This window comes from Comamonas aquatilis (assembly GCF_965139575.1).
GTDB lineage: Bacteria > Pseudomonadota > Gammaproteobacteria > Burkholderiales > Burkholderiaceae_C > Comamonas > Comamonas aquatilis.
Window position 1 is genome coordinate 15,276 of the sequence record NZ_CBCSIW010000023.1, and the last position, 12,703, is coordinate 27,978.

Sequence of the window (12,703 nt, forward strand, 5' to 3'; positions counted from 1 at the left end):
ATGGGCACCGACAAGGTGGAAATCCGGAATTAACCGAGGATTTTAGGCCCCCCGCCCGCTTGTGCAGCTTTAGCCCTTCATGACCGCAAAACCCGGTGCGCCTTAGCGCCGGCGTTTAGAACGTGTTTAGTGAGGCAAATCACTGAGAAAAGCGCTCTTGCGTATGCTTTGGACTGAACTTCCCTGCGGGCTCAGGCTCCAACACGGACTCTCGGTTCGCCGCCAGGTCTTTGGCCCGCGACTCCTTCTCCCCTACCCCCTCTCTCTACCCCCAAGGAGCTTTGGTTGCTTTCCTCATGGTTTTCGCTTTCCGATTGGGACCCCGCCATGCAAACCGCCGCCGGCCTGTGCCTGCTGGCCCTGGCGGCCCTGATTGCAGGCTGGCTGTCCCAGTGGCTGGTGCCGCGTGCGTTTCACCATATGCGCGAGACGCTCAACACCGACTGGGCCCAGGTCTTTTTGCACGACAAGGTGCTGCGCCGCCTGGCCAAGGTGATTCCCTCGCTGATCGTGCAGTTCGGCATCCACGGCGTGCCTTTTATGCAGGCCAGCTGGACGAATGTCATCACCAATCTGGCCGGTAGCTTCACCATTTATCACCTGGCCCGGGCGCTGTGCAATCTGCTCAATGCCATGAACGAGGCCCATGACCGCAAGGAGGCCCGTAAGGCCACCTCCACCCACTCCATCAAAAGCTATGTGCAACTGGGCAAGCTGCTGATCTGCAGTTTTGCCGGCGTGCTCATCGTCGCCACCCTGCTCAACCGCTCGCCGCTGCTGCTGCTCTCAGGCCTGGGCGCCATGTCGGCGGTGCTGATGCTGGTATTCAAGGACACCATCCTGTCCTTTGTCGCCGGCGTGCAACTGGGCAGTAACGACATGCTGCGCGTGGGCGACTGGATAGAAATGCCCCAGGTGGGCGCCGATGGCTTTGTGACCGATATCGCGCTCAACACGGTCAAGGTGCAAAACTTCGACAAGACCATCACCACCATTCCCACCTGGCGGCTGATGACGGACAGCTTCAAGAACTGGCGCGGCATGTTCGAGTCGGGCGGGCGCCGTATTCAGCGCTCGCTGTCCATAGACGCCCACAGCATTCATCTGCTCTCTAAAGAGGAGCAACATACGCTCTCCGGCATTGCGCTACTGCGTGATTATTGGAGTGAAAAAGCCGGCTTGCGCGCCGTGGACGATGCCCAGCCCGGCACCATCACGGCCCAAAGCGGCCATTTGATCGCCCCCGACCAGGTCAGCAATCTGGCCGCTTTCAAGGCCTATGCCTACGCCTATCTGCTGGCCCACCCGCGCATTCACCAGGGGCCGGGCATGTTTTTGCTGGCCCGCACGCTGGAGCCATCGCCCCAGGGCGTGCCGCTGCAGCTGTATTGCTATACCAACACCACCATCTGGGTGGAGTACGAAGCCGTGCAAGGCGAAATTTTCGACCACCTGATCGCCATGCTGCCGCAGTTCGGCCTCAAGCTCTACCAACGCTCGTCGGACTACGGCATGCACTATTCCATGCCCACCCCCTGAGGCGCTTCGCGCCTTCCCCCTTTCTCGCTTTGCGGGAGGGGGACGGCAGCCACGCTGCGGGGCGGCCCTTGCTTGCTGCCCCCCGCGCCTCCTCACTGGTGACTTGGCAATGTAGTAGCCCATTAACACCTGCTACGACCCTTGCCTGCCCACAATGGCCAGACCACCTACAAAGGAGACAGACCATGGCAGGTAAGAAGATTTTGATGATTTGCGGCGACTACTGCGAGGACTACGAGACCATGGTGCCGTTCCAGGCCCTGCTGGCCGTGGGCCACACGGTGCACGCCGTCTGCCCCGACAAAAAAGCCGGCGACCAGATCAAGACCGCGATTCACGACTTTGAAGGCGCCCAGACCTATAGCGAAAAGCCCGGCCATAACTTCACGCTCAACGCCACGTTTGCCGAGGTGAAAGTTGCCGATTACGACGCGCTGGTGATTCCCGGCGGCCGCGGCCCCGAATATCTGCGCGGCTATGAAAGCGTGCGTGCTGCCGTGCGCCATTTCTTCGACACCAACAAGCCCGTGGCCGCCGTCTGCCATGGCGCGCAACTGCTGGCCGGCGCCGGCGTGCTCAAGGGCCGCACCTGCTCCGCCTACCCGGCCTGCCGCGCCGAGGTGGAACTGGCCGGCGGAACCTATGCCGACATCCCCGTCGATCAGGCCCATACCGAAGGCAATCTGGTCAGCGCCCCCGCCTGGCCGGCACACCCGGCATGGATTGCGCAGTTCCTGGCCTTGCTGGGAACCAAAATCACCCCCTGAGGCGCTTTGCGCCTTCCCCCTCTCTCGCTACGCGGGAGGGGCACGATGCCCTAAGCGTAAGGGGCGGCCCTTGCTCGGCATCCCTGGCTTGGCGCATGCTTCACGGGAGATAATTTTCTCTTCAAAAAGGCCTTAGTCGCCTACCCATCAAGCACAAGCAACTATCAATTCAAGAGTCTGCCTCTTGACTGCATGCAAACCGGGCCACACCATGGCTCGGTTTTGTTTTGGAGAGCCGCGCCATGTGCCAGGTCTTTATCAGCGCCGACCCACAACTCTGGAGCCACCGGGCCCGCTCCATCCGCCTGCACGGGGTGGCGACCAGCATCCGGCTGGAAAACCTGTTCTGGCAGGTGCTGGAGGAAATCGCCACCCGCGATGGATTCAGCGTGCCGCAGCTATGCACCAGACTCTATGACGAACTGATCGCCGAGCGGGGCGCGGTGGATAACTTCAGCTCTTTTTTGCGCGTGTGCTGCACCCGCTATCTAGCGATGCAGCTGTCGGGGGAGATTCCGCAGGACATGGGCATACCGGTGCGCTCGCTGACCAGCGCCCCCGGACGCGGGGCTACATCCCTTGCACACTGACGCTACACCGCCTCAAAGCGCAGCAGCGCCTGAGCATCGGCATCGGTCAGCACCAGCTGACCCTGCACCGCAAAGCTGCTGACCTTCGCCAGCGTACTGAGAAATGCCTGCTCCCTAAGTCGCCCCTGCACACAGGCCATGCAGGTCGCGCCCATCAAGGCTATAGCGGCCCCGCAGCCGGTTGCATGATGGCGGCCTTGGCTGCCAGTCGGTTCATTGCATTGTCTCCCTATCGTTATGAAAACAGCCTCGTAAGAAGCTTTTTGCTGATTGGTGACATACCCCGTTGGCCCCGGCCAATTTCTGCCGGAATGCACCCAGGCCAAACAGGGGTGGTGCAATGTGGGGCGGCTATGGGCGCGGCTTCTGCGGCTCCAGGGCGTTTTCTGCAGCCCGCTGCACTTGCTCCTGCGCATTTTCTGCCGTCTCTACGGCCGTCTCGGTCTGCTCTTCAGCGGCGCGCTCGCTGGGGCTGATGGCATCAGCCCCGGTTTTCCTGCTCCAGATGGAGCCACTGGGCAAAGGCTCTATGAGCTTGCCCTCGGCATCGGCCAGCCCCACCAGCAAAGCGCGACCGTCGGGCAGCACGCGAAAGTCACCGTATTTGCCGCTTTCAAAATGCGTGCCCTGCCCTTCGGGGAAGAAGTAGGCATCGGTCACCAGCACCCACTGCCCTTTGAGCCGCTTGAGCGGCAAGATCACCTCGCCCGCGCCAGCCTGCTTGCGGTCGGCCACCAGAGCCTTTACCGTGACAATGCCCTGAGCATCGACAGCAGCACGCACATAGGCTGTGGGTGCGACGATATCTTCCAGCCCTTCGTGGACCACGGGCGGCAGATCAAAGCGCAGCGCCATATAGTCGCCCTGCATCAGAGAGCGCGGGTCCACGGGGACTAGCGGCACCAGAATGCGCTGGCCGTGGGCAATGACTTGCTCTTTTCCGCGCACATCCCAATTGACCGCGCCAAACACCAGCACCGCGCCCGCCAGCATCCAGGCCAGCTGCACCTTGTTGCTGCGCGCTTGTAACAGGGGCTGTGGCTGCCCGGCTTGCGCCAGCGCATCGGCGGCAGTGCGCTGGCGCAGCACCAACACGCCTGCCAGAAGCACCGCACCCAGTACGGCCACGCCAACGCCTTTGATGACCAGCGACCAGTGCGACTCGTAATAAAACTGACTCAGCACCACCAGGCCCAGCAGCGCGCACAACAAAGCAATGCGCCAGCGCCCAGCCAGCAGGGCGGCGGCGGCAATCAGGGCAATGACTCCCAGGTCCGCACGAAACCATGCGCACACAGCCAGCAAAGTCCCCACCAGCACCAACAATGCCGACATGCGGGCTTGCAGCAGGCCCCGGCCGCGCCAGATGCGAACCAACAGCGCCGTAGCCAGTAGTACCTCTGCCGCAGACAGCCAGCGCGCGGCAACAAAAGCCCAGCTCCAGATTTTTTCCCAGCCATCGTTCCAGCGTATCTGCGCCTGCACATCCAGCCAGTCATTGCCGTAGCTGCCCTTGGCGATGAACAGCAGCACCCCGACGATTGCGGCATCGGCAAACACCGCCCAGCGAGTCTGTGCCCAGCCTTGCCGAGGCTGGGCCAGTCGGGCGGGTTCGGCCCACAGCCACAGCCCCCACAGTGCCACCAGCAGCAGGCTATCGAGCTGCAGCGGCAACAGCCACGGCAACCAGCTTTGCAGCACCATGAAGAAAACCAGGGTGGCTACCGCCCAGCCCACGCCCATGATGGTCTGAATCCAGCGCGCGGGGGACAGCCAGGCCCCCAGCATCTGCAGGGCAGCCGCCAACACACAAGCCATCAGCAGGTAGGAGCGGGACTCCGGGTGATCGATACCCAGATTGATCAGCAACAGCGCTTCGCCCAGCAGCCATAGCACCAGCCCCGCGCAGCCCGCAAAAGCCTGTGGCCCGCTGCGCAGCAAGGCACCGCCACCGGCCAATGCCAGCAGGCCCAGAACCATGCCGCCATTACCTAAAAATATCTCTTCGCCCAACCCCAAAAACGCAAAGGCAAGCAGTGGGACCATGCAGACCAGCACGCCCAACATGGCCATGACAATGACCAGTACCGAGGGCTCATGGGCATCAGCGGGCGCAGCTTCCCCCTGCACCAACCCTTGCTGCTGCGCGGCAGGCCACCAGTGAGGCTGAGATGAAAAATGCTTCATACCTGCTCCTCCCGCATACGCTGCTGCACGCTCATCAGCCAGCGCACCGAGCCGCCCAGACAAGCCAGCCCCACCAAACCAAAAATCAGCAGCCCCTCAATATCCGCACGAACCAGAACCCGGGCCGCCGCCGACAGCAGCAGCACATTGACTGCCAGCGTGGCCAGGCAGAGCGAGACATAGTCCTGAAAACGCCCGCGCAGCGACAGCACCAGACTGACGACCACCAGGGCCAGCGTGCAGGCCAGCACAGCCTTTGTGCCACGCGCCTCAAAATCAAAAATCTGCGCCACAAACATGCTGCTCCACACAGCCAGCGCACAGGCCAGTGCCGCGCGGTGCGACCACCAGCCCATGCCGCCCTGCACACGCAGCCAAGGCAGCAGCGACACCAGTGTGGGCACGCAAAGCAGCGCCAGCCACAGGCCGATGTTCAGCCAGCTGACAAATTGCGAGCCATTGCCGAGGAACAGCACGTCCCACCAGTCCAGCCGCCCCATCCACATGACAATGCCCAGCGCCACAATCAGCACCCACAGCAGCCACAGCCAGTCGCTGCGCAACATGCCAACCCAGACCAGCGACAGCGCGGCCCACACGGCAAACAGCTGCCAGGCATCGGCCCCGGTCTGATAGGTCTGCCCCACAAAAGCCAGCAAACCGCCCAGCACCAGCGTGGCGCAGAACAGCGCCGCCACCCGCATGCGTGGCCACAGGCAGGCGGTCAGCACAGATGCCGCCAGCGCAGCTTCAATCAGGCTCAGTTTGAACAGGCGGGACTGTTCCTGCCAGTTGGCCGCAATCCAGAAGATCAGACCACAGCCCAGCAGCAGGGCCGCCACCAGCAGCAGGCCGGTACGCACACGCGCTTCCATGGTTTGCAGGTTGCGCGGAGACACCGCCAGTTGATAGAGCCGCGCCACGCGCTCTTGGTTGGGCACCAGTGGCTGGGAGGCTTGGTACAGATTGGGGTCCATCACATGCTTTCTGTTCAATCAGCCCATCATGCATGGCAAGCGCGGACTCTGACAAATCAGTCTTGTGACGTTTCCTCTTGCACAAAGCTGCAAGCTGCCGTATTGGTGCAGCGCCAGACGCCCTGCCCGGCCAGCGGGCCGCGCTGCATCACCAGCTTGCGCAGCGGCCAGGTGCACTGCGGGCATTCGCGCACCTCATTCACACGCTGGACAGCTGCAGGAAGGCGGGCAGATGCTGGTGCGGGTCGCTCGGGCTGGACATTTACCGGCAACGCCACAATCGCAGCAGCCACCGACTCCCGCAAGATATCGACCACATCGGGCGGCGACGGCTTTACGGGCTCTGCCACAGGTTCAGGCTTGGGCCGCGCAGCCGTCTTGGTCTGCACCTTTGACTTGGGTTGCGACTTGGCGGCCTGTAACGCCTTCATATGCGTCACATGCTGCTTATCCGTGGCGCGACCGGATTGCAGACGAATGGCTTCGAGCTTGTCCAGCAGATCCTGCATTTGCTCAGGGCTCCACACCGTCTGAGTAAAGCTCTGGATATGGCTGACAAAGCCGTCGCCACGCGTGACACGGGGCGGCATCACGGTCTTGAACTCGCAGTCGCCCACAAAGGCGATGACCGAATGCACCTGCTCGGCACAAATGCCCAGCAGCTCTTGCAAGGCCTTGGTGTGCTTGTAGTTCTGGCGCAGCGGGTTTTGGAATTTGCTGCGTTTTCTGTAGATCTGCTGTGTCCACAGCGCCTGGTGCTCGCCGCCAAAAATCCAGCCCTGGTAGTTCTTGGTCTCCAGCACAAAGAGGCCGTAAGGCGAAAAAATCAGATGGTCTATCTGCGTGCTGCCATCCGCGGTGGGCAAGGTGATGTTGTGCAAATCCACATAGACCTGCGGATCGAGCTTTTTCCGAATCATGCTCTGCGCTGCCCGTTCGCCCCGCCAGCCCTTGAAGCGCGGCGAGCGCAGCACGCCGGCCAACACCATGAATGCCAGCGCCAGCCCCAGATACAAAAACAGGCCGTTAAAGGCCGTGGAAAGAATCTGATTCATTGATCCCTGCATGTCAAAAACTGGCGCATACAAAAGTCAGGGACGCCGAGCAAGAGCCGCATCGAGGCGAGGCCGCCCAGGCGGAGGCATCCTCCCCCCCGCGTTGAGAGAGGGGGAAGGCGCAAAGCGCCTCAGGGGGAGCCTCAGTTCAAAGCCATGCTCAGGCGGCGGCGGTAGCTGTTGACCATGGCCGTGGCCTCGTCCTGCTCGGCGCTGTTCTTGCCCACCAGCTCGATGCCGCCAGCCGTCTTGCCGGGCACGGCATCCTGCTTTTTGGGCTTGGGCGGCGTCAGCAGCTCGAGAATGGCCACAAACAGCTTGCGAGCGGCCTGACCGTTCCACTCCTTGTCGCGCATGATGATTTCAAGCAGCTCGTCCATGGCCTGCGTCCACTGGCTGTGCGCCAGCAGGCCGCGAGCGCGGTCGAAGCGGGCGTCGAAGTCGCGCTTGTTGGCGGCAATCGCCGCGTCATAGCGGGCGATGTCGGCGTTGTCGCCGGTCATGGCAAATTCCAGCGCCTGCAGCCACTGGTTGAGGGCTTCAAAGCGCAACGGCTGAGGAATGCGCTTGATGGGCTCGGCCAGCAGAGCGCGGGCTTCTTCAAAACCGCCGGTGGCAATCAGCAGGCGTACATAGTCAAAACGGGCATCGTCGTTACCGGGGTCGCTGGCCAGGGCATCGGCCAGCTTTTGCAGTGCGGCAGCGGTGTCGCCAGACTCCAGCAGGGCATGGGCTTCGTCGGTTTCGGCCTCGGCCGCCAGCTCGCCAGCCGAGGGCAGGTGCTTGTCCAGAAACGCGCGCAGCTGGCCTTCGGTCTGGGCACCCATGAAGCCGTCCACGGGCTTGCCGTCGATCATCAGCACGCAGGTGGGAATGGAACGGATGCCGAACATGCCGGCCAGTTGCTGCTCCTGGTCGGAGTCGATCTTGGCCAGCGTGAAGCGGCCTTCGTAATCCGTCTCCAGCTTCTCCAGCACCGGGCCCAGCGTCTTGCAAGGGCCGCACCAGGGCGCCCAGAAGTCCACCAGCACCGGCACTTGCGTGGAGGCGGCAACAACTTCGGCTTCAAAATTCTCTATGGTGACGTCAATCATGTGATTCCCAAGCGATGGCTTGACGTGCAGACGCCGTGGCGGGCTGCACGCCGTGATGATTCTCAAAACCCGGTTCCTAGCCCTGCAGCAAGGCCTTGGAGGCGATGCGCAATTCTCCACGCAAATCCGCAGCCCCAGAGCTTAGGCTGACAGGCTTCAGGTCTTTGCTCTTGAAATGGAAGCTTCCTGCGCAGGATTCAAGAGCAAGTCAGGCTGTTTTCTTTGGAAATCAAGACAGAACAAGCGCTGAAAGCTCATTTTTTGAGAGCTTGAATAGCGCGGCCCGCGCAGGCGCTCCGCTATATTGGCGCTTCATGCATCCCGCCGCCCAAGGAGCACCGTCTTGATTGAAGTGTCACAACTGGTGTTTGAGTACCCGGGCCATCGCGCGCTCGACGGGGTCAGCCTGAAGATAGACGCCGGCAGCGTGACAGCGCTGGTCGGCCCCAATGGCGCGGGCAAATCCACGCTGATGCGCTGCATTGCAGGGCTGGATCAGCCGCTGTCGGGCCAGATCCGGGTCAAAGGCCTGTCGGTGCAGGAGCAGCCGCGCGAGGTGCACCGGCACCTGGGCTATCTGTCCGATTTCTACGGCCTGTACGACCGCCTCAGCGTGACCCGCTGCCTGCAGTACTCGGCCCTGTCCATGGGCGTGGCCGAAAGCCAGGTCGCCGCCCGCGTGCAACAGGTGGCGGCCCAGCTGGGGCTGGCGGACTTGCTGCAGCGCTACCCCACCGAACTTTCGCGCGGGCAGCGCCAGCGGGTGGCGATTGCCCAGGCCATCGTGCACCAGCCCAGCGTGCTGCTGCTGGACGAACCGGCCAGCGGCCTGGACCCGGATGCCCGCGGCCAGCTCTCGCAGCTGTTTCGTCATTTGCAGGCCCAGGGCATGACGCTGGTGGTCTCCAGCCACATACTCAGCGAACTCGATGAGTACTGCAGCCACATCCTGAGCATTCGCAGCGGTCGCATTGAAAGCCATGAGGCACTGCAGGCCGGCCCCACCCTTTCCGCGACGGCGCAAGCGGCAGAACCTTCCGTGCTGTATGCGCTGGAGATTGCCGCGCCGCTTCAGACCGCCGGGTTCGAAGCCTTGCTGCGCCAGGCCCTGCAAGGCGTGACGCTGCAGGATTTCGACGCCAGCGGCAGCCGCCCGATTCAGCTGTGGCTGCCCGCCGCGCGCGCCGCACGCGCCGACTGGCTGGCCGGACTGGTTCAGGCCGGCATTCCCGTCGCCGCCCTGGCCCCGGTGCGCGAGCGCCTGCAGGACCGCTATGCCCGCAACGCCCAAGCGGCACAGAACCAGGAGCAGCCATGATGCGCAACCCCGAATTTCAGCGCCAGCTCTGGCTCAACTGGCGCCCCTCGCTGCTGGCCTGGAGCCTGGGCTTTACTGCTTTGATCCTGCTACTGCCGCTGACGCTGGCCTCAGCCCAGAATCGTGGGGGCGCGCTGGGCACGACCGCCCTGGTCGGCCTGTGGGCCGCGGCAGCGCTGTACGGCAGCGTGCTGGCCGGGCGCAGCCTGAGCGAGGAAGCCAACCAAAACACCTGGGACTGGCAGCGCCTGTCGGCTCTCTCGCCCTGGCAGATGGCCTGGGGCAAGCTGCTGGGCGCGGCCCTGCCCGCCTGGCTGTATACGCTGTGGTTTGCACTGGCCCTGCTGTTCGTCTCCGCCACCTGGGTGCCGGCCCAGTACGCGGGTTGGCACACCGTTGGACTGGCCGTGCTCTGGGGTCTGGCGCTGCAAAGCTGGGCCATGAACTCGGTGCTGATGAGCTGGGGCCAGCACGACATCCCCGTCAACCGCCGCCGGGCGGCGCTGCTGCCCTTGCTGCTGCTGTTTTTCCTGCCCGGACCGTTTCTGGGCCGCTTCTACCAGCAGCTGTTCGACGACAGCGGCGGGCCCGTGCTCTGGTGGGGCCTCAATGTGGGCAGCCTGGGCATGGCCTATCTGTTTGGCGCCCAGGTGCTGGGTCTGGGCCTGCTGGCGCTGTGGCGCCAGCTGTGCACGCGACTGGACATGCGCACCCTGCCCTGGGCCTGGCCTCTGGGCTTGGCCGTGAGCGGCTGGTTTGCCGGCGGCACCTTCAACCTGGGTGTTACGGCCTTCTGGAGCAGCACGGCCTGGCTGGCCATTCTGGGCACGGTCTATATCGCCCTGCAACATATGAACCAGCAACTGCGCGCCTGGCGCCAGGTGCAATGGTCGGCCAGCCGGGGCCGCTGGCGCGAAATGTTCGAAGCCCTGCCGCTGTGGCCCGTCAGCCTGGCCCTGGGCTTTGCGGCTTCCGCGCTGCTGCTGTTCACGCCCGCCCCGCCGGAATTCGCCAAGGACGGCATCCCGGCCGGCTTCACCTTGTTTTTCTGTCTGCAACTGCTGCGCGACTGCCTGCTGCTTACCGGCTTTGCCCTGCTGGCGGGCAAGCTCAAATCCCCCATGGCAGCCTTTGTCATCGCCTGGCTGATCATCAGCATCGCCGCGCCCCTGCTGGCTTACGGCGTGGCCGGCCATGCCGGCGCCATGCTGGTGCAGCCCGTCCTCGCCATGCTCTACGCCAGCACGGACTCCCGCCACCTCGGCGACGGGCTCGGCTGGCTGCCCTGGCTGTCTTTGGGACTGCAGACGCTGCTGGCGCTGGGCTGGGTGATCTATGTCTTCCGCGACCGGGTGCTGGGCTTTGCGCGCGAGAACCGGGCCCACGGAGTCTGAGCACAGCCCCCCAAGCGGCCCTTGGCGGCCGCGCAACTAACCCGCTGCTGCCGCTGCCAATGCTAAAACCGTAAAATCGGGGGTTCCACTAGGCCGGGCGGCAGCGCCCTGAAGAACATGAACCCCATCCAAGTTGGCGTGGTCATGGGTTCCAGCAGCGACTGGGACACCATGCAGCACGCAGTTGCCATCCTCCAGCAATTCGGTATCGCCTTCGAGGCCAAGGTCGTGTCGGCCCACCGCATGCCGGACGACATGTTCCGCTTTGCCGAAGCTGCTGCCGATCGCGGCATCAAGGCCATCATCGCCGGTGCCGGCGGCGCCGCCCACCTGCCCGGCATGATTGCCGCCAAGACCACCGTGCCCGTGCTGGGCGTGCCCGTGGCCAGCCGCCACCTTCAAGGCGTGGATTCGCTGCACTCCATCGTGCAAATGCCCAAGGGCGTGCCCGTGGCCACGTTTGCCATCGGCAATGCCGGTGCCGCCAACGCCGCCCTGTTTGCCGTGGCCCTGCTGGCCAATGAAGACCCGGCCCTGCGCGCCAAGCTCGATGCCTTCCGCGTCGAGCAGACCGAAGCCGCCCGCAATATGACGCTGCCGGTGAACGAATGAACGACAAGCAAGTCATTCTCCCTGGCGCCACGCTGGGCGTGCTGGGCGGCGGCCAGCTGGGTCGCATGTTTGCCCATGCCGCCCAGTCCATGGGCTATTTCACCGCCGTGCTGGACCAGGATGCCACCAGCCCCGCAGGTCTGGTAAGCCACCAGCACATACGCACCGGCTATGAGGACCCGCAAGGCCTGACCGAACTGGCCAGTGTCTGCGCTGCCGTGACCACCGAATTCGAGAACGTGCCTGCCGCAGCGCTCAACCAGCTCGCGGCCAGCCTGCCCGTCTCGCCTGCCGGCTCCGCCGTGGCGATTGCCCAGGACCGCGCAGCCGAAAAAGCCCATTTCGTGAAGTGCGGCGTGCCCTGCGCGCCTTACGCCGTGATCGAGACCCCCGAGCAGCTGGCCGCCGTCAATGACGCGCTGCTGCCCGGCATCCTGAAAACCTCCCGCATGGGCTATGACGGCAAGGGCCAGATCCGCGTCAAGACCCGCGCCGAGCTGATTGCCGGCTGGGACGAGCTGGGCCGCGTGGCCTGCGTGCTGGAGAAGATGCTGCCGCTGGCCCACGAATGTTCGGTCATCGTGGCCCGTGGCCGTGACGGCACCATCGTCAACCTGCCTGTGCAGCGCAATCTGCACCGCGACGGCATTCTGGCCGTGACCGAGGTTTACGCGGGAAATCTGCCTGCAACGCAAGTGGAACAAGCGATTACAGCTGCAAAATCCGTAGCAATCGGCCTGGACTATGTCGGCGTGCTGTGCGTGGAATTCTTTGTGCTGGACAACGAGCAGCTGGTGGTCAACGAAATTGCCCCACGCCCGCACAACAGCGGCCACTACAGCCAGAACGCGCTGGACGTGTCGCAGTTTGAGCTGCAAGTGCGCTGCATGACCAATCTGCCCCTGGTGCAACCGCGCCAGCACAGCGCCACCATCATGCTCAACCTGCTGGGCGACCTGTGGTTCAAGGACGGCGGCGACACGCCCGTGGCTCCGGCCTGGGATCAGATCCTGGCCCTGCCCGGCTGCCATCTGCATCTGTACGGCAAGGTCGATGCCAAGCGTGCCCGCAAGATGGGGCACCTGAACATCACCGCCGCCACACCCGAGCAGGTGCGCGCCACGGCGCTGAAGGCCGCCGAAATCCTCGGCATCCCTGCGTTTTAAGAGG

General features: G+C 63.7%; 12 protein-coding genes. 7 read left to right on the forward strand and 5 right to left on the reverse strand.

Features of this window, described 5'->3' with window-relative positions:
• Positions 1-327: 327 nt before the first annotated feature.
• The 3 genes from ACNAZA_RS19385 to ACNAZA_RS19395 all read left to right on the forward strand — a co-directional run bounded on the left by ACNAZA_RS19385 (position 328) and on the right by ACNAZA_RS19395 (position 2,896).
• A complete protein-coding gene (locus ACNAZA_RS19385) occupies positions 328-1,539 on the forward strand; it encodes a mechanosensitive ion channel family protein (RefSeq protein ID WP_415798149.1) in 1,212 nt (403 codons plus the stop codon).
• A 185-nt stretch (positions 1,540-1,724) separates the two neighbouring features.
• Positions 1,725-2,306 carry a DJ-1/PfpI family protein gene (locus ACNAZA_RS19390; RefSeq protein ID WP_415798150.1) on the forward strand — a complete coding sequence of 194 codons (582 nt, stop codon included), beginning with the start codon at positions 1,725-1,727 and terminating at the stop codon, positions 2,304-2,306.
• A gap of 242 nt (positions 2,307-2,548) precedes the next feature.
• Positions 2,549-2,896 carry a ribbon-helix-helix domain-containing protein gene (locus ACNAZA_RS19395; protein ID WP_415798151.1) on the forward strand — a complete coding sequence of 116 codons (348 nt, stop codon included), beginning with the start codon at positions 2,549-2,551 and terminating at the stop codon, positions 2,894-2,896.
• Positions 2,897-2,898: 2 nt separating this feature from the next.
• Here the strand turns inward: ACNAZA_RS19395 and ACNAZA_RS19400 are convergent, their stop codons facing one another.
• The 5 genes from ACNAZA_RS19400 to trxA all read right to left on the reverse strand — a co-directional run bounded on the left by ACNAZA_RS19400 (position 2,899) and on the right by trxA (position 8,209).
• Positions 2,899-3,312: an META domain-containing protein gene (locus tag ACNAZA_RS19400; RefSeq protein ID WP_415798152.1), complete on the reverse strand. Its 414-nt coding sequence runs from the start codon at positions 3,310-3,312 to the stop codon at positions 2,899-2,901.
• On the reverse strand, positions 3,248-5,083 hold the full coding sequence (locus ACNAZA_RS19405) for a GDYXXLXY domain-containing protein (RefSeq protein ID WP_415798153.1): 1,836 nt from the start codon (positions 5,081-5,083) through the stop codon (positions 3,248-3,250). Before ACNAZA_RS19405 ends, ACNAZA_RS19400 begins: the two co-directional genes overlap by 65 nt.
• On the reverse strand, positions 5,080-6,078 hold the full coding sequence (locus tag ACNAZA_RS19410; RefSeq protein WP_415798154.1) for a DUF2157 domain-containing protein: 999 nt from the start codon (positions 6,076-6,078) through the stop codon (positions 5,080-5,082). Before ACNAZA_RS19410 ends, ACNAZA_RS19405 begins: the two co-directional genes overlap by 4 nt.
• A 38-nt stretch (positions 6,079-6,116) precedes the next feature.
• Entirely contained in the window at positions 6,117-7,115 is a 999-nt protein-coding gene (locus tag ACNAZA_RS19415) for a nuclease-related domain-containing protein (protein WP_415798155.1), read from the reverse strand.
• 143 nt (positions 7,116-7,258) lie between these two features.
• Positions 7,259-8,209, reverse strand: a complete 951-nt coding sequence (trxA, locus tag ACNAZA_RS19420; RefSeq protein WP_415798156.1) for a thioredoxin — start codon at positions 8,207-8,209, stop codon at positions 7,259-7,261.
• Positions 8,210-8,561: 352 nt separating this feature from the next.
• Between trxA and ACNAZA_RS19425 the strand changes: the two genes are divergently transcribed.
• From ACNAZA_RS19425 to ACNAZA_RS19440, 4 genes are all read left to right on the forward strand, one after another.
• Positions 8,562-9,527, forward strand: a complete 966-nt coding sequence (locus tag ACNAZA_RS19425) for an ABC transporter ATP-binding protein (protein WP_415798193.1) — start codon at positions 8,562-8,564, stop codon at positions 9,525-9,527.
• Positions 9,524-10,921, forward strand: coding sequence for a hypothetical protein (locus ACNAZA_RS19430; RefSeq protein WP_415798157.1), 1,398 nt, complete (start codon positions 9,524-9,526; stop codon positions 10,919-10,921). The genes ACNAZA_RS19425 and ACNAZA_RS19430 overlap by 4 nt, the downstream gene beginning before the upstream one ends.
• A gap of 117 nt (positions 10,922-11,038) precedes the next feature.
• Entirely contained in the window at positions 11,039-11,533 is a 495-nt protein-coding gene (gene purE / locus ACNAZA_RS19435; RefSeq protein WP_415798158.1) for a 5-(carboxyamino)imidazole ribonucleotide mutase, read from the forward strand.
• Positions 11,530-12,699, forward strand: coding sequence for a 5-(carboxyamino)imidazole ribonucleotide synthase (locus ACNAZA_RS19440; protein WP_415798159.1), 1,170 nt, complete (start codon positions 11,530-11,532; stop codon positions 12,697-12,699). The genes purE and ACNAZA_RS19440 overlap by 4 nt, the downstream gene beginning before the upstream one ends.
• Positions 12,700-12,703: the final 4 nt, after the last annotated feature.